The 19,097-nt window shown below is 64.6% G+C and carries 15 protein-coding genes; 9 read left to right on the top strand and 6 right to left on the bottom strand.

The window, feature by feature from the left end; genetic code table 11:
- Positions 1–30: 30 nt before the first annotated feature.
- The 3 genes from FJ941_RS15740 to FJ941_RS15730 form a co-directional block, all read right to left on the bottom strand.
- Positions 31–2,403: an aldehyde dehydrogenase family protein gene (locus tag FJ941_RS15740; protein WP_140506924.1), complete on the bottom strand. Its 2,373-nt coding sequence runs from the start codon at positions 2,401–2,403 to the stop codon at positions 31–33.
- A gap of 66 nt (positions 2,404–2,469) precedes the next feature.
- Positions 2,470–3,516 (bottom strand): deoxyribose-phosphate aldolase, encoded by a 1,047-nt coding sequence (deoC, locus tag FJ941_RS15735; protein ID WP_140506923.1) that lies wholly within the window; start codon positions 3,514–3,516, stop codon positions 2,470–2,472.
- Between the two features lie 203 nt (positions 3,517–3,719).
- Positions 3,720–4,547 carry a ferredoxin--NADP reductase gene (locus tag FJ941_RS15730; protein WP_140506921.1) on the bottom strand — a complete coding sequence of 276 codons (828 nt, stop codon included), beginning with the start codon at positions 4,545–4,547 and terminating at the stop codon, positions 3,720–3,722.
- A 219-nt stretch (positions 4,548–4,766) separates the two neighbouring features.
- On the opposite strand from FJ941_RS15730, the gene FJ941_RS15725 reads away from it, so the two are divergent.
- Together FJ941_RS15725 and FJ941_RS15720 are read left to right on the top strand one after the other, a co-directional pair.
- Positions 4,767–6,851, top strand: a complete 2,085-nt coding sequence (locus tag FJ941_RS15725; RefSeq protein WP_140506919.1) for a hydantoinase/oxoprolinase family protein — start codon at positions 4,767–4,769, stop codon at positions 6,849–6,851.
- A gap of 1 nt (position 6,852) precedes the next feature.
- Positions 6,853–8,586 (top strand): hydantoinase B/oxoprolinase family protein, encoded by a 1,734-nt coding sequence (locus FJ941_RS15720; protein WP_140506918.1) that lies wholly within the window; start codon positions 6,853–6,855, stop codon positions 8,584–8,586.
- Positions 8,587–9,063: 477 nt separating this feature from the next.
- On the opposite strand, the gene FJ941_RS15710 is transcribed toward FJ941_RS15720, so the two are convergent.
- From FJ941_RS15710 to FJ941_RS15700, 3 genes are all read right to left on the bottom strand, one after another.
- Positions 9,064–9,720 carry a methionine ABC transporter permease gene (locus tag FJ941_RS15710; protein WP_140506916.1) on the bottom strand — a complete coding sequence of 219 codons (657 nt, stop codon included), beginning with the start codon at positions 9,718–9,720 and terminating at the stop codon, positions 9,064–9,066.
- The gene (locus FJ941_RS15705) at positions 9,701–10,783 is read right to left on the bottom strand and encodes a methionine ABC transporter ATP-binding protein (protein ID WP_140506914.1); all 1,083 of its coding nucleotides are present in this window, start codon (positions 10,781–10,783) and stop codon (positions 9,701–9,703) included. The genes FJ941_RS15710 and FJ941_RS15705 overlap by 20 nt, the downstream gene beginning before the upstream one ends.
- A gap of 84 nt (positions 10,784–10,867) precedes the next feature.
- Complete coding sequence (locus tag FJ941_RS15700) at positions 10,868–11,722, bottom strand: MetQ/NlpA family lipoprotein (protein ID WP_140506913.1); 855 nt, start codon at positions 11,720–11,722, stop codon at positions 10,868–10,870.
- Between the two features lie 350 nt (positions 11,723–12,072).
- Between FJ941_RS15700 and FJ941_RS15695 the strand changes: the two genes are divergently transcribed.
- The 7 genes from FJ941_RS15695 to FJ941_RS15665 all read left to right on the top strand — a co-directional run bounded on the left by FJ941_RS15695 (position 12,073) and on the right by FJ941_RS15665 (position 18,903).
- Positions 12,073–12,555, top strand: coding sequence for a hypothetical protein (locus FJ941_RS15695; protein WP_140506911.1), 483 nt, complete (start codon positions 12,073–12,075; stop codon positions 12,553–12,555).
- Between the two features lie 197 nt (positions 12,556–12,752).
- Positions 12,753–13,847 (top strand): transporter substrate-binding protein, encoded by a 1,095-nt coding sequence (locus tag FJ941_RS15690; protein ID WP_140506909.1) that lies wholly within the window; start codon positions 12,753–12,755, stop codon positions 13,845–13,847.
- A complete protein-coding gene (locus FJ941_RS15685) occupies positions 13,844–14,473 on the top strand; it encodes an ANTAR domain-containing protein (protein ID WP_140506907.1) in 630 nt (209 codons plus the stop codon). The genes FJ941_RS15690 and FJ941_RS15685 overlap by 4 nt, the downstream gene beginning before the upstream one ends.
- On the top strand, positions 14,451–15,356 hold the full coding sequence (locus FJ941_RS15680; RefSeq protein WP_140506905.1) for an ABC transporter permease: 906 nt from the start codon (positions 14,451–14,453) through the stop codon (positions 15,354–15,356). Before FJ941_RS15685 ends, FJ941_RS15680 begins: the two co-directional genes overlap by 23 nt.
- The gene (locus FJ941_RS15675; RefSeq protein WP_140506903.1) at positions 15,353–16,273 is read left to right on the top strand and encodes an ABC transporter permease; all 921 of its coding nucleotides are present in this window, start codon (positions 15,353–15,355) and stop codon (positions 16,271–16,273) included. The genes FJ941_RS15680 and FJ941_RS15675 overlap by 4 nt, the downstream gene beginning before the upstream one ends.
- A 52-nt stretch (positions 16,274–16,325) precedes the next feature.
- Positions 16,326–17,969, top strand: a complete 1,644-nt coding sequence (locus FJ941_RS15670) for an ABC transporter substrate-binding protein (protein ID WP_140506901.1) — start codon at positions 16,326–16,328, stop codon at positions 17,967–17,969.
- Positions 17,959–18,903, top strand: coding sequence for an acetamidase/formamidase family protein (locus FJ941_RS15665; RefSeq protein WP_140506899.1), 945 nt, complete (start codon positions 17,959–17,961; stop codon positions 18,901–18,903). Before FJ941_RS15670 ends, FJ941_RS15665 begins: the two co-directional genes overlap by 11 nt.
- Positions 18,904–19,097 lie beyond the last annotated feature (194 nt).

Here is a 19,097-nt window from a genome sequence, read left to right as displayed (position 1 = left end):
AAGCCCGAACGCGATCACCAACCGCAAACATCAGTCACCGTAAGGCACCCAGACATTCTTCACCTCGATGGCGCGGCGCAGCAAGGCATCGCCGGCGGCTTCTTCCGAGGCCCAGTCGAGGCTGCGGCCATTGCCGCTCCAGACGCGCTTGAGATTGCCGATGGAGTCGGCTTCCGCCTTGGCGCAGGTCTCGGCGTCAGTGAACAGCCAGAGCCCGTCGACGTCGTCGTGCTTGGCCAGCACGCCGGCAAGTTCGGCGCTGCGGCCGGTTACGATGTTGATGGCGCCGGCCGGCACGTCGGAATATTCGATGACCTGATAGAGATCGGTGGCGAGCAGCGGATAGCGCTCGGATGGCACGGCGATCACCGTGTTGCCCATGGCCAGCGCCGGCGCGACCAGCGAGACGAAGCCGAGCAGGGGCTGATTGTCCGGCGCGACGATGCCGACGACACCGACCGGCTCATGCAGCGCCAGCGTCACGGCTCGGGCCGGCGGCTGGTGGACACGGCCCTCGAACTTGTCGGCGAGGCCGGCATAGAGAAACAGCCGTTCGATCGAGAGCTCCACCTCGTCGCGCGCGGCCTTGGCATTGGCCCCGGTCAGTTCGGTGAGGCGGGCGGCAAACTCGCTTGCGCGGCCGGAAAGGTTCTCGGCCAGGTAATAAAGCACCTGGGATCTGTTATAAGCGGTCGCCTCCGGCCAGCTCTTGCAGGCGCGGGCGGCCGAAACCGCATCCCGGATATCCTTGCGGCTGCCGAGCCCGACTTCGCCGGCGAGTTTGCCCTTGGCCGTCGCGACGGCAATCGAGTAATTGCCGTCGGGGCGCACTTGCTTGCCGCCGATGAACAGCTTTGCCGTGCGGTCGATTGCCACGCCACCGGCCTGCTCGACGGGCTGCGCGGAGGATGTCGCCGGTTTGATGACCGGGCCGAGCGGCAGTTTCGCCGCGAGATATTCGAACATGCCCTCGCGCCCGCCTTCGCGGCCGAAGCCGCTTTCGCGATAGCCGCCGAAGCCGCAGGCGGCGTCGAACATGTTGGTGCCGTTGATCCAGACCACGCCGGCCTTCAGCTGCGGTGCGACATGGAGGGCAAGATTGACGTTCTCGCTCCACACCGAGGCCGCCAGGCCATAGCGCGTGTTGTTGGCGAGCTCGATCGCTTCCTCGGTGTTGCGGAAGGTCATGGTGGCGAGCACAGGCCCGAAGACTTCTTCCTGCGCCAGGATATTAGCCGGCGAAACGCCAGTAGCGAGCGTCGGCAGATGATAGTAACCCGACGACGGCAGCGTTGCATCGGGCTGCCAGCAGACGGCGCCCTGCCTGGCGCCCTCGGCGATCAGTCCCTTGACGCGGTCGAGCTGGGTCAGGTCGACCAGCGGGCCGATATCGGTGTTCTTGTCGAGCGGGCTGCCGACACGCAGTCGGCTCATCCTGACCTTGACCTTGGCGATCAAGGCGTCGGCGATGCCTTCCTGCACCAGCAGGCGCGAACCGGCGCAGCAGACCTGGCCCTGATTGAACCAGATGCCGTCGACCAGCCCTTCCACGGCGCTGTCGAGATCGGCGTCCTCGAAGACGATGAAGGCCGACTTGCCGCCGAGCTCCAGCGACAGTTTTTTCCCTGACCCCGCCGTGGCCTTGCGGATGATCTTGCCGACCTCGGACGAGCCGGTGAAGGCGATCTTCTGGATGCCGGGGTGATTGACGATCGCAGCACCGGCTTCCGGACCGCCCTGGACTATATTGACGACGCCCTTCGGCACACCGGCGCGTTCGCATATCTCGGCGAACAAGATGGCGGTGAGTGGTGTGAATTCGGCGGGCTTCAGCACCACGGTACAGCCCGCCGCAAGCGCCGGCGCGATCTTCCAGGCCAGCATCAGCAGCGGAAAGTTCCACGGGATGATCTGGCCGACGACGCCGACACCCTTGTGGCCGGGAAAATCCCGGTCCAGCGCCTGCGCCCAGCCGGCATGATGAATGAAATGGCGGATCGCCAGCGGCACGTCGATGTCGCGGCTTTCGCGGATCGGCTTGCCGTTGTCGATTGTCTCCAGCACCGCGAACAGGCGCTGGTGGCGCTGCATGGCGCGGCCGATGGCGTAGAGCGCTTTCGCGCGCTGGTAGCCGGTGCTGGCGCTCCATTTCGGCAGCGCCTTGGCTGCTGCGGAAACCGCGGCGTCAATATCGGCGGCATTGGCGTCGGAGACTTTGGCCAGCAGCTTGCCGGAAGATGGCTCGCTGGTGTCGAAGGTCTTGCCGCCGCTCGCCGCCTTCCAATCGCCGCCGATGAACAGCGCCTTGCCGAAATCGCGCGCCGCGAACCAGGCGTCCGCCTCATTACGAGCTTCCGGCGCCGGGCCGTATTCCATGGCGTGATAGCGTTCGAGAATGTTCATGAAGCGCTCCAGATAGTTGTCAGGGCAGGCGTTGCGTATGGCTCCGCGTTCAAAGCCTCGCTTGCCTCAGGCCATCGCGTGGCGATGATTGGCCGAATAATGCCCAGTCAGATGATGCTCGAGCTGGCGCTCGATGTCGGTCAGCAGGCTCGAGGCGCCGAAGCGGAACAGCTCCGGTTCCAGCCACGGCCGGCCGAGCTCCTCCTTCATCAGCACCAGCCAGTCGAGCGACACTTTCGCGGTGGAAATGCCGCCGGCCGGCTTGAAGCCGATGAGATAGCCGGTCTCCTCGAAATAGGCCCTGATGGCGCGCACCATGGCAAGCCCGACGGGCAATGTGGCGTTGACACTTTCCTTGCCGGTCGAGGTCTTGATGAAATCGGCGCCCGCCATCATCGCCACCATCGAGGCAAGCATGACGTTGCGCAGCGTGGCGAGATCGCCGGTTCCCAAAATGACCTTCAGATGCGCGTCACCGCAGGCGGCGCGCATCGAAACGATTTCGTTGTAAAGCTCGCGCCACTTGGCGCCGAACACCAGGCCGCGCGGAATGACGACATCGATCTCGTCGGCTCCGTCCTTCACCGAGGCCTCGATCTCCTGCAGCCGGGTCGACAGCGGCGCCAGACCATGCGGGAACGCGGTGGAGACGGCGGCGACGTGGATGCCGGTGCCGCGCACGGCGTCGACCGCCGTGGCGACGAAGGGATGGTAGACGCACACGGCGGCCGGCCGGATGGATTCGCCCGCAATGCCGAGGCCTTCCATGATGTCGCGGCGCAGCGGGTTGATCGCCTTGGCGCAGAGCCGGCGCACCCGCTCCTCGGTGTCGTTGGAGTTGAGCGTCGTCAGGTCCATGCAGGCGATCGCCCGCAGCAGCCAGGCGGCCTGGTTGTCGGCCTTGATCGAGCGCCGCTTGGTCAGGCTGGCGACGCGGCGCTCCAGCGCCGAGCGGTTGACGCTACGCACCGATTCCAGAAAACCGAGGTCGAGTTTCAGGCCCGGATTGCGCGCGATGTGATGGTCCAGCGGCACCGGCGTATTGGCGGCTGCGCGTGCCGGCAGCGGCGTCACCTTGGTGCCAAGATCGGCTTCGCGGATTGTGCTGCTCATCTCCTGCCCTTTCGTTCAGCGGCGTGCGCTCTTGGTGCGCATCGTTCTCCCAAAACCTAGACACTTTTGGGCGACACGCACGACGATAACCCGCGAAGCCGCGCTTCACGAGTCCTCAGGCGAGGGATAGCTGAAAAAGGCCGCGAAAGCAGCTGATTTTTGACCGGAAGGTCAAAATCAGGTTTCCGGGAGACGCGCTGGTCTCAGCCGACGAAGGCCCGCTCGACGACGAAGCTCGCGGGGTGGCTGAGCGAACCTTCCTGGAAGCCGAGGCTTTCGGCCAGCTCCTTGACATCCTTCAACATGTGCATCGAGCCGCAGATCATGATGCGGTCGGTCTCGGGATCGAGTTTCTCGATGCCGAGATCACTGTAGAATTTGCCGGAGCCGATCAGCGCGGTGATGCGGCCCATGCATGCCGACTCCTCGCGGGTCGTTGAATTGTACAGCGTGACGCGGCCGGCGGTCAGCTCGCCGATCAGCGGGTCGCTTTCCAGTGCCGCCACCAACTCCTGGCCGTAGATCAGCTCGGCATTGTCGCGGCAGGTGTGGGTCAGGATCAGCTGATCGAATTTCTCATAGGTGTCGGGGTCGCGCAGCAGGCTGGCAAAGGGCGCGATGCCGGTGCCGGTCGAGATCATGAACAGGCGCTTGGCCGGCGTCAGCGCGTCGACAACCAGCGTGCCGGTCGACTTCTGGCGCATGATGACCGTGTCGCCGACCTGGATCTTCTGCAGTTCCGAGGTCAGCGGGCCGTCCGGCACCTTGATCGAGAAGAATTCCAGCTCTTCGTCCCAGGCCGGGCTGGCGACGGAGTAGGCGCGATATACCGGCTTCTCGGCATTGGGCAGGCCGATCATCACGAACTCGCCCGAGCGGAAGCGCAGCGACTGCGGGCGCGTGATGCGGAACGAGAACAGCCGGTCGGTGTAGTGCTTCACCGAGACGACCGTCTCGGCATAGACATTGGCCGGAATCGGAAACTGCAGCGGGCGGGCTTCAGCGGTATTGAACGCGGGCGTGGTGTTCATCAATTCCAACCTTCTCGCCCAGTTACAGACGGGGGCGCCAAACTTTCCCGTGCGCGCCCGAACCATTCAGGTTCCGGCGTGCCATGCACGCTACCGAAGCGGTAAGCTCTTGTGTCCGGAATTTATTAGTATACAAACGATATTTGCGTCAAGATGCCGCCGTAAAACACCTTTCCAAACTGTGGCATATCCGTAGTCCCAGCATTTCGGGTTTCGACAATGAAAGAGAATTTTTCGGTGCAGCCGCCGGATTCCCTGGGCAGCGTCGTCGCCGGCATCGATGTCGGCGGAACTTTCACCGACCTGCTCCTGATCGACGGCAAGGACGGTGGCAAGGTGTATCTGGCCAAGACCCCGACCACGGTCGACAACCAGGCCTTTGGCGTGGTTTCGGCGCTCGGCGCCACCGGCTTTCCGATCGACGGCATCGACCTCATCGTGCATGGCACGACCACCACCACCAATGCGGTGCTGGAGCGCCGGCTGGCCAAAACCGGCATGATCACCACGCGCGGTTTTCGCGACGTGATCGAGCTTGGGCGGCGCACGCGGCCGCAACCCTACGGCATGACGGGCACGTTCGTTCCGGTCATCCCGCGCAATCTGCGCCTGGAGGTGTCCGAACGCGTCGAGGCATCAGGCGCCGTCCGCACGCCGCTTGATGAGGCCGAGATGCGCGAGGCGGTAAAGGCGCTGATCGCGGCCGGCTGCGAATCCCTCGTCATCCATTTTCTGCATTCCTACGCCAACCCGTCGCATGAGCGCCGCGCCGCCGAAATCGCCGCCGAATTCTGGCCGAACGGCTACATCACCACGGGCCACGCGCTGTTGTCCGAAGCGCGCGAATTCGAGCGCGGCGTCACCGCCTCGGTCAACGCCTCGGTGCAGCCGATCCTGGAGCGCTATGTCGAGCGTCTGCGCACGGAATTGGCCGACAAGGGCTATGCCCGCGATTTTCTCATCATGAATGGCAATGGCGGCATGATCTCGGCGCGCTTCGTCACACGTGAATCGGCCAAGACGGTCATGTCGGGCCCCGCCTCCGGCGTCATCGCCGCCGCCTATACGGGCAAGCGCGCCGGCTTCGAAAATCTCGTCACCTACGACATGGGCGGCACCTCGACCGACGTGGCGCTGATCCGCAACGCCGAACCGGCTGTCTCGAACGAGATCGAGATCGAATATGCCATGCCGATCCATGTGCCGATGGTGGCGGTGCACACGGTCGGCGCCGGCGGCGGCTCGATCGCCCGCGTCGACGCGGCCGGCCTAATCCAGGTCGGTCCGGAAAGTGCGGGCGCCAATCCCGGCCCGATCTGCTACGGGCGCGGCGGGACCGAGCCGACGATCACCGACGCCAATCTGGTGCTCGGCAGGCTGGCGCCGAAGAAGCTGCTCGCCGTCGACAATCCGGTCACATCAGAGCGCGTCACCGGCATCTTCGAGGACAGGATCGGCAAGGCGACGGGCCTGTCGGGTGTCGAGGCGGCGGGCGCGGTGCTCAGGCTCGGCAATATGAAGATGGCCGGCGCCATCCGCATGGTCTCGGTATCGCGCGGCCATGATCCCCGCGATTTCGCGCTGTTCGCCTTCGGCGGCGCCGGGCCGCTGCATGCGACGGCGCTCGCGCGCGAACTCGGCCTGCCCAAAGTGCTGGTGCCAGCGCGTCCCGGCATCACCAATGCGCTCGGCTGCGTCGTCGCCGATCTGCGCCATGACTTCGTCAACACCATCAACCAACCCGTGGCCGTGCTTGATGAAAGCCAGCTCCACCAAGTATTGGAAAGGCACCGTAACGAAGGCGAGGCGCTGATTGCCAAGGAAGCGGTGAGGCCGGAAACGATCCGCGTCACCCACTCCACCGACATGCAATTCGTCGGCCAGACCCACATCATCAACGTGCCCTTGCCGTCCTCGTCGGTTACCCGGCACGAATTGCAGTCCCTGTTCGAAAAAGCCTATTTCGCCCGCTTCAAGGTGGAGCTGCCGGAAATCCGCGCCAATCTCGTCAACCTCAACACCTCGGTCACCGGCGTGCGTCCGGCGATCGACTTGTCACGCCTGATCGATCCGGCCGGGCGGGCAAAGACGCTCGACGAGGCGCGGCGCGAGATCAGGCCGGTCTGGTATGGCGGGCGCTGGCATGACACGCCGGTGTATATCAGGGAAAAGCTGCCGCTCGACGCGGTCATCGAAGGCCCGGCGATCCTCGAACAGATGGACGCGACGACCGTGCTCGAACCCGGCGACCGCGCGCGATCGGACGCCGACGGCAACATCATCATCGACATTGGCGAGGCCTGAAATGAAGCTCGACGCCATTACCCTTTCGGTTCTCCAGGCCGCGTTGCAGCAGGTCTGCGACGAGATGGACCTGACCTTTTCCCGCGCCGCTTTCTCGCCGGTGATCGCCGAGGCCAATGACCGCTCGGACGGCATCTATTCGGCCGTCGATGGCTCGCTGATCGCACAAGGCAGCCAGGGCCTGCCGGTGTTTGTCGGCGTCATGCAATATTCGACCAGGACGGTGATCGAGATGATCGCCGATGGCCGCTGCCTGCCGCCTGAGCCGGGCGACATCTATATCGTCAACGACCCCTATCTCGGCGGCACGCATCTAATGGATGTGCGCTTCGTCATGCCGGTCTATCGGGGTGAAAAGATCTTCTGCTGGTTGTCGAACACAGGCCATTGGCCCGACATTGGCGGCTCGGTGCCGGGCGGCTTTTCGGCCTCGGCCACCGCGGTCGAGCAGGAGGGCCTGCGGCTGCCGCCGGTAAAGCTGTTCAAGAAGGGCGTGCTCGATCCCGAAATCTACGCCATCATCTGCTCCAACATCCGGGTTGCCGACCAGCGCATCGGCGACATCCGGGCCCAGGCCGCCGCGCTGCTGATCGGCCAGGACAGGCTCAATGGAATCCTGGATCGTTACAGGGATGAAACGGTTGTCGAAGCGATCGCTGAACTGCGCCGCCGTGCCGCCGAACAGATGCGCGCCAACATAGCGGCCATTCCCGACGGCACCTATCGCTCCAAGGCCTTTGTCGATTCCGACGGGGTGGTCAACGAACCGCTGACCATCGCGCTCGCCGTCGACAAGAAGGGCGACACGCTGACTTTCGACTTTTCAGGGTCGTCAAAGCCCTGTGCGGGGCCGATGAACAGCGTGCTGGCGACGACCCTGTCCTCGGTCTATCTCGCCATGCGCCACATCTTCCCCGATGTGCCGATCAGCGCCGGCGCTTTCGAGCCCCTGATCGTCAAGCGGCCGGAAGGCACCTTCCTCGACGCGAAGTATCCGCGCCCCGTATCGGGCTGTGCGGCCGAGGTGTCGCAGCGCATCGCCGAGGCGGTGTTCGCGGCCATGGTGCAGGCGTTGCCGGACAAGGTGACGGCGGCTCCAGCCGGCTCCAGCGGCAATTTCGCGCTCGGCGGCAACGATCCCGCGCGCGGCCGCGACTACGTCATGTACCAGATTTCCGGCGGCGGCTATGGCGGCAATTCAGGCCATGACGGCCTCACCAATGGCTGCTCGACCATCGGCATCTCCAAGTCGCCGCCGGTCGAGATCATGGAGCAGGCCTTTCCGGTGCTTTACCGGCACTATGCCTTGCGCGAAGGCTCGGGCGGCGCCGGCAAGCATCGCGGCGGTTTTGGCCTCGCCTACGAGGTCGAGATCCTGCGCGGCGAGGCGCGTGCCTCCTTCGTCATGGACCATGGCCGCTTCGGCCCGCAGGGCGCCCTTGGCGGTGGGGATGGCGAGCCCAACAGGGTGATCGTCTTCCGCAATGGCGAACAGCACATACCGCCGCACCTCTCCAAGGAGCAGGACATTCCGCTCAAGGCCGGGGACCGCGTGCGCGTCGGCACGCCGGGCGGTGGCGGCTATGGCGATCCGCGTGAGCGCGATGCCGATCAGGTGCTGCGCGATGTGGCCCTGGGGTACTATACTCCACGGCAAGCCTGGGAAAAATTCGGCGTCGTGCTGTCGGCAGGGGCCGTTGATCGCGAAGCAACGGAAAAGCAACGCGCCGGCTAAAACTGTCGATCCTTGTGCCGTTTCTCACCGCGCCGTGATCGCCGCAGCACATGTCGTTTCCGTCTCCGACGACGATCGGAAAGACAGCGCATTTGCGGTTGCCGTTCACCTCGGTCGGAACCGGACTCAGCATCGACATAGACGGCAAGCCAGTACGCGCGGTCGTCGCGCCGATGCCATTCTTCGACCCGGAAGGGATAAGATTGAGAGGCTAGCCCGGTTGCGTCGATGGATTGCCTTGGCGATTAGCCGAAACGTCTTCGTCATCCGCGGGCCGAGCAAGGAGCGTAGCGACGCGGCGCAGACCCGAGATACATGCCGCGACCTCAGAGCGTTGCGACGGCGCAGAACCTGATCCGCTGCATTTTCGGTCGAGGTCCCGGCATGGATACCAGGGTCTCCGCGACGCCGCTTCGCGGCTGCTCCGCCCTGGTATGACGAAAATTGGGGAGGCTCCGGTCACGTTCAGCCGGCTCATCACTCCCGCCGATCCAGTCTCGCCACCAGCCGGTCACCCACCCACTGGATGCCGCAGACCAGGATGATCAGCACGATCACCACGGCGATCATCACCGACGTCTCGAACCTCTGATAGCCGTAGCGGATGGCGAGGTCGCCCAGCCCGCCGGCGCCGATGGCGCCCGCCATCGCCGAGGCGCCGATGAGTGTGACCAGCGTCACCGTGAAGCCGGCGACGATGCCAGGCAGCGCTTCCGGCACCAGCACCTCGCGGATGATCGTCCAGCGGTTGCCGCCCATGGCGCGCGCCGCCTCGATCAGGCCGTGGTCGACCTCGCGCAGCGACACTTCGGCGATGCGCGCATAGTAGGGCGTAGCGGCGATCGACAGCGGCACGATCGCCGCCCATGTGCCGATCGACGTGCCGACGATCAGCCGTGTCACCGGGATCAGCGCCACCAGAAGGATTATGAAGGGCACCGAGCGGAAGCCGTTGATGACGGCGCCGAGCACGCGGTTCACCCACGGGCTTTCGGCAATGCCGCCGCGTTCGGTGGCAATCAGCGCCAGCCCGAGCGGCAGGCCGCAGACCAGGGAAATCAGGCCGGAGGCGGCCGTCATCAGCACCGTCTCCCAGATCGATCGCAACAGAAGCTCAAACAGGATCGGCGACATGGCCAAGTACCTCCACCCGCGCCTGGCGGGACTTCAGGAATGTGATCACTTCTGCGAGGTGGCTTGCGTGATTGCCGGGGATGGAGAGGAACAGCGTTCCCACCGGCTGTTGCTGGATATGGTCGATGCCGCCATGGATGAGGCGAAAAGCACCGGGCACGGCGGCGGCGAGGTCGGACAGCAGCGGCGCCCGCGCGGCCTCGCCTGCCACGTCGACGCGCAAGATCGTTTCGGTGCCGCCCGCCGGCAGCAGCCGCGCCGCCAGCTCCGGCGGAAGCTGCGGGCGGATGGCGCCGAGCAGGCTGCGGGTGATCTCGGAACGTGGATCGGCGAACACCGACCAGACTGGCCCTTCCTCGACAATGCGCCCGGCGTCGATCACCGCCACGCGGTCGGCGATCGAGCGGATCACCTCCATCTCATGGGTGATCAGCAGGATGGTCAGGCCGAGCCGCCGGTTGATATCTTTCAGCAAGGCAAGGATGGAGCGGGTCGTCTCCGGGTCGAGCGCCGAGGTCGCCTCGTCCGACAGAAGTAGCGCTGGCCGCGCGGCAAGCGCCCTGGCAATGCCGACACGCTGCTTCTGGCCACCGGACAGCGACGCCGGATAGGCTTTTGCCTTCTCCGACAGGCCGACGAGATCGAGCAGTTCTGCCGCTCGCTTCAGCCGCACCGCCTTCGGCCGGCCCTCGATCTTGAGCGGCAGCGCCACATTGTCCTCGACCGTCTTGGCCGATAGCAGGTTGAAATGCTGGAAGATCATGCCGATGCGCCGCCGCAGCGGCTGCAGGTCGCGCTCGCCAAGCCGGCTGATCTCGCGGCCTTCGATGAAGACCTCGCCGGAATCGGGACGCTCCAGCCCGTTCAGGCAGCGGATCAGCGTCGATTTGCCGGCGCCGCTGCGGCCGATAATGCCGAGGATCTCCCCCTTGCGCACCGTCAAGGAAATGCCGTCGAGCGCCGCCGTCGCGCCGAAACGGCGCTTCAGGTCGACAAGCCGCACCACGTCCTGTGTAGCGGCCTGATCCTCGGGCTCTGTGGTTGCGGTGAAATGCTGGTTCATAGGCGGATCCTGAAAATACGATCGCGGCCCGCGCATTGCGCGGACCGCTGTCCCGGTCAAAGGCACATCAGTGCCCGGATGGTCTTAATAGGCGCTGAGGCCTGTGCCTTTGTAGACCTTGTCGAACTCGGCCTTGACCGCGTCGTTCTGGTAGGACGCCACCAGCGTCTTCACCCAGGCCTCGTTTTCGAGGCCGGCCTTCACCGCGATGAAGTTACGGTAGGGATTGTCTGCGATAGGCTCCTGGGCGATGCGGTTTTCCGGCGTCAGGCCGCTTTTCAGCGCCCAGTCGGTGTTGACCACGGCGGCGTCGAGGTCCTCGACCGAACGGCCGACGATGCCGGCGTCGAGTTCCTTGATCTCGACCTTCTTGGGATTTTCGGCGATGTCGGCGGTGGTGGCGAGAATGCCGGTGCCGTCCTTCAACTTGATCACGCCCTCATTCTGCAGCACGCGCAGCGCCCGGCCTTCGTTGGACGGGTCGTTCGGCAGGCCGATCACCGCGCCCTCCGGCAGGTCCGCGACCTTTTTGTACTTCTTTGAGTAGAGGCCGATTGGCCACACGCCGGTATAGCCGACGCGTACGATATGGTAGCCCTGCGTCTTGATCTGGTTATCGAGATAAGGCTGGTGCTGGAAGGCGTTGGCGTCGATCTCGCCGCGCTCCAGCGCCTCGTTGGGCTGGGTGTAGTCGTTGAACACCACGGTCTCGATGCTCAGGCCCTTCTCGGCGGCTTTGGCGACCACGACGCGCCAGACATCCTCGTCCTCGCCGCTGATGATGCCGACCTTGATTGCCTTCTTGTCCTCGGCGAACGACGCATGCGGTGCCATCAGGCTGCCGATCGCGACAGCCGAGGCGAACAGCAGAGCCAGGCCGCTGCGGCGGTTCAGGGTTGACCTGGGGGAAAAAGACGAAGTGGTGTTGAAGTCGGACATGATTGATCTCTGCGGTTGTGAAGTCATGGCAGCAAGGCGGATTGCCCAGCCTTGATCGCATCGTCAGAAATTCTATCGATTTTATCAAAGAACACATTTCGCCATTCTCGGCGAAGCCGGAAATATTCTCTCAAAAATTCCGGGGAAGGGAGCACAGGACGCGCTTCGAGGACATCGCCCGGAAATGATGGACGTCCTTCGTCCGGCGGGTTCATCCGTGGCGAGCGGAAGTGCAAAAAGCTCCGCGGTTTGCTCAGCCACCTTTTCGTGAAGGCGTGCGGGTTGATCCGGCGGTCTGCTTGCCTAGGTAGAGAGGGCGGTCGGGCGCCACGCGATCTCAACTAATCGGTATGACATTTCCCTGTATTCGAAAGCTTGCCCTTTCTGGCCTCATCGTCGTCGTCCAGTCTTCCTGCGTTGTTCCCGACGACACGTCGCGCATAACCAAGGTCGATCCCACCGCGGCGGCGGCTCGCAAGGAGATGGTCGGCCTCAGCGAAGCCGACGTTCGAATGTGCGCGGGGTTTCCGACCGCCACCGCGGATGTCGGCCAGTCCGGGCAGATCTGGACCTATAAGCGTGTCGTCCAGCGCGGCAATCTCAGCGTCGTCGTTCCTGCCTTGGCCGTGGGGGCGATCCCGACGGTCGGCGGTTCCGTCAATGTCGCTCCCGGCGGTTACTGCGACACGCAGGTCCGCATGGTCGACGGCCGCGTCGCCGAAGTTGCCTACGCCGGCGACAACAACCTGCCGAACAAGCGCGACGCGCTTTGTGTCAGCACCGTGGATGCTTGCGTGGCCTATGCCCGCCAACACAGGCCGGCGGCCAAATAGCGACAGCGGATTTCGCGGGAACCAGCGATGGCCGGACACTCGGTGTTTGACGCGGATGGCGTTGAGGGCTTGACTGAGCCGCCGGACCGAATACGCTAAGGCAAATACCGGCTCTGATCGCCGGGCGGCAAACATGCCTCGTATGCCTCGCCTTTCCCGGCGCTGGCTGCGGGGCATTGTCATTTCTGGGGTTCTGTTTGAAACGGCGCATCGAGATCGGCATCCTCTATTCCCGCTCCGGGAGCTATCAGCTCGTTTCCGATGCGTGCCGCATCGGCGCCATGCGCGCCATCGCCGACATCAATGCCGATAGGAGCTCGGGCATCGAGTTGGTGCCGGTTGAGCGCGACCCGCAAAGCAATGCCGATCGCTACGCGACGCTGTGCGAGGACATTTTCAGGACCAGCAGCGCGCGCCACGTCGTCGGCTGCGTCACCTCCTGGAGCCGCAAGGAGACGATTCCGGTGCTGGAAAAGGCCGGCGGCATGCTCTGGTACGCCTGCCCCTATGAAGGCTTCGAGGCCAACGAGCATGTCGTCTACATGCATGCCTGCCCCAACCAGCATCTGGTGCCGCTGCTGGCCCATGTCGTGCCGCGCTTCGGCGCCAACGGTTTTCTGCTCGGCTCGAACTATATCTGGGGCTGGGAGATGAACCGCGTGGCGCGCGACCTGATCGCCGACGCCGGCGGCAAGGTTTTGGGCGAGCGCTATCTGCGCATCGGCGAGACCGACGTGTCGCGGCTGATCGCCGAGATCCGGGCGACGCGCCCCAATTTCATCCTCAACAATCTGATCGGCACCTCGTCCTATGCCTTCCTGGCGGCCTATCGTGATCTGGCGGGCGAGGATGCGGCTTTCAGTCCTGAGTCTTGCCCGGTGATCTCCTGCAATCTCACCGAGGGTGAACTGCCGGCGATCGGGGAAACGGGCAAGGGCCATCTGTCGGTCGGGCCTTATTTCGCGCCAAGGCCGGCCGCCTTCGCGTCCTCATTCGAAGCCTCCGCCTATGCCTCGGTGCAAGTGATGGCCGATGTGCTGTCGCGTAATCCCGACGCCGGTCCGGCGGAATTTTCAAAAACCTTCGCCGAGCGGCGCTTCTCCACCCGGCTCGGCCCGATCGCCATCGACGCGCATTCCCAGCACGCCACGCTGCCTGTCATCATCGGCCGGATCGCGGACGGGTTCTTCGAAGTCGTCAGCCGCGAGGACGAGGTCGCGCCGGACCCCTATCTGTCGCGCTACGACCCCGCAAAAACATTCGGGCGGCCGCGCCTGCGGGTGGTGTCGTGACCCGGACCCCGCGCATCCCCAACCTTGGCGGCGCCAGGGCCTTCGTCCTGCATCGCCCGCACCCGACGGTACAGGCGATCACCAGGCAATTGTCGGCTATCGGCCTGGTCACCGTCGACTGCTGGCCGGAACTGGCGCCGGAGGCGCTGGCTGCCGACTTCGTCTTCTTCGACGCCGATCTCGGTTTCGACGAGCAATTCCCCTGGAAGCCGGGCGAGGCGCCGATGCCACTGGTGGCGTTGATCGGCTCCGAGGCGCCCGGCCGCATAGAATGGGCGCTGTCGCACAAGGCCGACGCCCAGCTCCTGAAGCCGGTCGGCAATGCCGGCGTCTACAGCGCGCTGCTCATCGCGCGCCAGGGGTTCGAGGCGAGAAAACATTTAGCCGGCGAGATCGCCGCGCTGCGCCAGCGCGTCGCCGAACGCCAGACCATCGTGCGGGCTGTCTCGGCCTTGTCGAAAGGCAGCGACGACGACCGCGCCTATGCGCAGCTGCGCTCGCTGGCGATGAGCTGGCAGATCAGCGTCGAGGACGCCGCACGACGTATCGTGGCGATGACCGAAGAAGTAACGGGAGAGGCCAAGATCGGGGAAGAGAGCGGCGATGACCAGTCCCATCGCGCCTGATCTCATGGCCGGGCGCATGCCGGCCAAGCCGCGCGCCGGCATCTGGCGCCGGCTGGTCAAGCGCCGCCTTGCGCTGCTCGGCCTGGTCATCGTCGCCGTCGTCGTCGCGGGCGCGATCCTGGCGCCGTGGCTGACCGGCTATGATCCCAACGAGCAAATGTTCGACGGCCTGACCATCGAGGGCTCGCCCTTGCCGCCGAGCGCAAAATTCTGGCTGGGCACCGACCTGCTCGGGCGCGACCTGTTGACCCGCATCCTCTATGGCGCGCGCACCTCGCTGATCATTGGCATCGTCGCCAATGGCGTGGCGCTGTTCATCGGCACGCTTGTCGGCGTCACCGCGGGCTATTTCCGCGGCTGGATGGGCAGCGCGCTGATGCGCTTCACCGATTTGATGATGGCCTTTCCCGCGCTTCTGCTCGCCATCTGCCTGGCGGCGGTATTCCAGCCCAGCCTGTGGATCGTTGCGATGGTCATCGCCCTGGTCAACTGGGTGCAGACCGCCCGCGTCATCTACACCGAAACGTCTTCGCTCGCCGAACGAGAGTTCATCGATGCCGAGCGCACCATCGGGGCGAGCGCGCCGCGCATCCTGTTTCGCCACATACTGCCGCATCTCCTGCCGACCATCATCGTCTGGGGCACGCTCGGCATCTCGACCACCGTGCTGCTCGAAGCCACGCTCTCCTTCCTCGGCATCGGCGTGCAGCCGCCGACGGCGTCCTGGGGCAACATCATCTTCGAGAACCAGACCTACTTTCAGGTCGCACCCTGGCTGGTGTTCTTCCCCGGCGCCGCGATCCTGGCGCTGGCGCTGGCCTTCAACCTGATCGGCGATGCGCTGCGCGACATCCTCGACCCGACACAGAGGGGCCGGGCATGATCGCCTATCTCGGCCGCCGCCTGATCCAGTCGCTGCTGATCCTGCTCGGCGTCTCGCTGATCACCTTCGCGCTGCTCTATCTCCTGCCCGCCGATCCGGTGCGCCAGATCGCCGGCCGCAGCGCCACGCCGCAGACGGTCGAGAACATCCGCCAGCAGCTCGGCCTCGACCAGCCCTTCATCGTCCAGTACTGGCACTACCTGACCAGACTCGTCAGCGGCGATCTCGGCCGCTCCTACATCCAACGCTCGGAAGTCACCGAACTCATCGTCTCGCGGCTGCCGGCAAGCCTGCTTCTGATGGTCGGCGCCATCCTGTGCGAGCTGCTGATCGGCCTCTCCATGGGCCTGGTCGCCGCCGTCAAGCGCGGCACCGCGACCGACCAGACATTGATGGTCGCCTCCTTCATCGGCGTCTCGGCGCCGCAATTCGTCGTCGGCCTGCTGCTGCTCTATGTCTTCGCGGTCAGATTGAGCTGGTTCCCGATCGGCGGCTATGGCACCTGGCGCCACCTCGTGCTGCCCTCGCTGACCATGGGCATTCTCGGCGCCGGCTGGTACGCGCGCATGATGCGCTCGTCGATGATCGACGTGCTGCGCCAGGACTATGTGCGCACCGCGCGTGCGAAAGGCATCGCGCGCGGCGCCATCATCTTCCGCCATGCTCTGCCCAACGCCATCCTGCCGGTCATCGCCATGATCGGCATCGACATCGGCATTTTCATGGGCGGCATCGTCGTCGTCGAAAGCGTGTTCGGTTGGCCCGGCATCGGTCAGCTGGCGTGGCAAGCCATCCAGCGCGTCGACATCCCGATCATCATGGGCGTCACCCTGGTCTCGGCCTTCGCCATCGTGCTCGGCAACCTCCTGGCCGACATCATCGCGCCCTTCATCGATCCCCGTATCAAACTGAGATGAGCATCAGGCTCGGATGAAACCAAGAACACAAACAGAGAAAGGGAACATAACAATGAAAAAGTTTCTCGCATCGACCGTGGCCGCATCGGCGCTGGCGCTGATGCTTGGCATGACGAGCGCCCGGGCCGAGGACACGATCGATCCCAACGCCAAGCAGGGCGGCGCCATCACCATCACCTACAAGGACGACGTCGCGACCCTCGATCCGGCGATCGGCTATGACTGGCAGAACTGGTCGATGATCAAGAGCCTGTTCGACGGGCTGATGGACTACGAGCCCGGCACCACCAACCTCAAGCCCGACCTCGCCGAGGGCTACGAGATTTCGCCCGACGGCAAGACCTTCACCTTCAAGCTGCGCCATGGCGTGAAGTTCCACAACGGCCGCGAGATGACCGCCGACGACGTCAAATATTCGCTCGACCGCGTCACCAATCCGAAGACGCAGAGCCCCGGCGCCGGCTTCTTCGGCTCGATCAAGGGCTATGAGGATGTCGCCGCCGGCAAGGCCGGGACGTTGTCCGGCGTCACCGTCGTCGATCCCTACACGGTGAAGTTCGAACTGACCCGCCCGGACGCCACCTTCCTGCACGTCATGGCCATCAACTTCTCGCATGTCGTGCCGAAGGAGGAGGTCGAGAAATACGGCGCCGATTTCGGCAAGCACCCTGTCGGCACCGGCGCCTTCAAGCTGGCCGAGTGGACGCTCGGCCAGCGCATCGTCTTCGAGCGCAACCCGGACTACTGGCACAAGGGCCTGCCGCATCTCGACAAGATCACCTTCGAGATCGGCCAGGAGCCGATCGTGGCGCTGCTGCGCCTGCAGAAGGGCGAGATCGACGTGCCCGGCGACGGCATTCCGCCGGCAAAATTCCAGGAGGTTATGGCCGATCCCGAGCAGAAGGCGCGCGTCGTCGAAGGCGGCCAGCTGCACACCGGCTACGTCACCATGAACACCACCATGGCACCGTTCGACAATGTGAAGGTGCGCCAGGCCGTCAACATGGCGCTCAACAAGGCGCGCATCATCCAGATAATCAACGGTCGCGCCGTGCCGGCCAACCAGCCGCTGCCGCCGTCGATGCCGGGCTACGACAAGGAGTACAAAGGCTATCCCTATGACGTCGCCAAGGCCAAGGCGCTGCTGGCCGAGGCCGGCCATCCCGATGGCTTCGACACGCAATTGTTCGCCATGAACACCGACCCCAACCCGCGCATCGCCCAGGCGATCCAGCAGGACCTGGCGGCGATCGGCATCAAGGCCAGCATCCAGTCGCTGGCGCAGGCCAATGTCATTGCCGCCGGCGGCGACAAGGCCGGCGCGCCTATGATCTGGTCGGGCGGCATGGCCTGGATCGCCGACTTCCCCGATCCGTCCAACTTCTACGGCCCGATCCTCGGTTGCGCCGGCGCGGTTCCCGGCGGCTGGAACTGGTCGTGGTATTGCAACAAGGATCTCGATGCCAAGGCGGCCGAGGCCGACTCGGTGGTCGACCCGGCCAAGGCCCCCGAGCGCGACAAGATGTGGAGCGCCATCTACGACAAGGTGATGGAGGACGCGCCCTGGGCGCCGGTCTTCAACGAGCAGCGCTTCACCATGAAATCGGCCCGCATGGGCGGCGCCGACAATCTCTATGTCGACCCGGTCCATATCCCGATCAATTACGACAATGTGTACGTAAAAGATGTGCAATAACTGCGACTACACCATCCATGGGCGCCATCACCATTTCGGCTGGGACAATTCGTTTGTCCCGGCTGAGCGTGTGGCGCCCGGCTCGACCATCGAGTTCCGGTGCCTGGATGCCGGCGGTGGCCAGCTGAAGCCGGATAGCACCGCCGCCGACATTGCCAAGCTCGACTTTGGCCAGATCAATCCGGTCACCGGGCCGATCTTCGTCGAGGGTGCCGAGCCGGGCGACGCGCTGAAGGTGACGATCGACATGTTCAAGCCGTCCGGCTTCGGCTGGACGGCGAACATTCCGGGTTTTGGCCTGCTCGCCGACGACTTCAAGGAGCCGGCGCTGAACATCTGGAAATACGACGCCGTCTCGCTCGAACCGGCGCTGTTCGGCAAAAACGCGCGCGTGCCGCTGAAACCATTCGCCGGCACGATCGGCAATGCGTTGGCCGAGATGGGCCACCACTCGGTGGTGCCGCCGCGCCGCGTCGGCGGCAATCTCGACATTCGCGATCTCGCCGCCGGCACCACGCTCTATCTGCCGGTGGAGGTGGCGGGCGCGCTGTTCTCGGTCGGCGACACCCATGCCGCGCAAGGCGACGGCGAGGTCTGCGGCACGGCGATCGAAAGCCCGATGGATGTCGTGCTGAAACTCGATTTGGTGAAAGATGCGCGGCTGAAGACGCCGCGCTTCACCACGCCGGGGCCGGTGACCAGGCATCTCGATGCCAAGGGTTATGAGGTGACGACGGGGATCGGTCCGGACCTGATGAGTGGCGCGAAGGAAGCGGTTACCCAGATGGTCGACCTGCTCGCCGGCCACTACCAGATCGACCCGGTCGAAGCCTACATGCTGGCCTCGGTCTGCGGCGATCTCCGCATCAGCGAGATTGTCGACATTCCGAACTGGGTGGTGTCGTTCTATTTTCCCCGTTGCGTGTTTGAATGAGGTTGGGTCAGCGCCGCACCCCCCTCTGCCCTGCCGGGCATCTCCCCCTCAAGGGGCCCGTTGCGCAATATTGCGGGAGGCTTGTTGTGAGGATTGCGGGCGGCCATTTTCGTTGCCTTGGAGGCTTTTCGGGGTTTGGGAGCCGCGCTTTTGCGGCGTTTTGCGGATTTCGGGCGCAGCTATGGCGTGATCGC

It is taken from the genome of Mesorhizobium sp. B2-3-13 (assembly GCF_006442195.1).
Lineage (GTDB): Bacteria > Pseudomonadota > Alphaproteobacteria > Rhizobiales > Rhizobiaceae > Mesorhizobium > Mesorhizobium salmacidum.
This window is presented reverse-complemented; position numbering and strand designations above follow the sequence as displayed.

Coding starts and splice junctions, on each gene's coding strand:
- FJ941_RS15740 (WP_140506924.1), bottom strand. CDS start 2,403: ATGAACATTCTCGAACGCTATCACGCCATGGAATACGGCCCGGCGCCG.
- deoC (WP_140506923.1), bottom strand. CDS start 3,516: ATGAGCAGCACAATCCGCGAAGCCGATCTTGGCACCAAGGTGACGCCG.
- FJ941_RS15730 (WP_140506921.1), bottom strand. CDS start 4,547: ATGAACACCACGCCCGCGTTCAATACCGCTGAAGCCCGCCCGCTGCAG.
- FJ941_RS15725 (WP_140506919.1), top strand. CDS start 4,767: ATGAAAGAGAATTTTTCGGTGCAGCCGCCGGATTCCCTGGGCAGCGTC.
- FJ941_RS15720 (WP_140506918.1), top strand. CDS start 6,853: ATGAAGCTCGACGCCATTACCCTTTCGGTTCTCCAGGCCGCGTTGCAG.
- FJ941_RS15710 (WP_140506916.1), bottom strand. CDS start 9,720: ATGTCGCCGATCCTGTTTGAGCTTCTGTTGCGATCGATCTGGGAGACG.
- FJ941_RS15705 (WP_140506914.1), bottom strand. CDS start 10,783: ATGAACCAGCATTTCACCGCAACCACAGAGCCCGAGGATCAGGCCGCT.
- FJ941_RS15700 (WP_140506913.1), bottom strand. CDS start 11,722: ATGTCCGACTTCAACACCACTTCGTCTTTTTCCCCCAGGTCAACCCTG.
- FJ941_RS15695 (WP_140506911.1), top strand. CDS start 12,073: ATGACATTTCCCTGTATTCGAAAGCTTGCCCTTTCTGGCCTCATCGTC.
- FJ941_RS15680 (WP_140506905.1), top strand. CDS start 14,451: ATGACCAGTCCCATCGCGCCTGATCTCATGGCCGGGCGCATGCCGGCC.
- FJ941_RS15675 (WP_140506903.1), top strand. CDS start 15,353: ATGATCGCCTATCTCGGCCGCCGCCTGATCCAGTCGCTGCTGATCCTG.
- FJ941_RS15670 (WP_140506901.1), top strand. CDS start 16,326: ATGAAAAAGTTTCTCGCATCGACCGTGGCCGCATCGGCGCTGGCGCTG.
- FJ941_RS15665 (WP_140506899.1), top strand. CDS start 17,959: ATGTGCAATAACTGCGACTACACCATCCATGGGCGCCATCACCATTTC.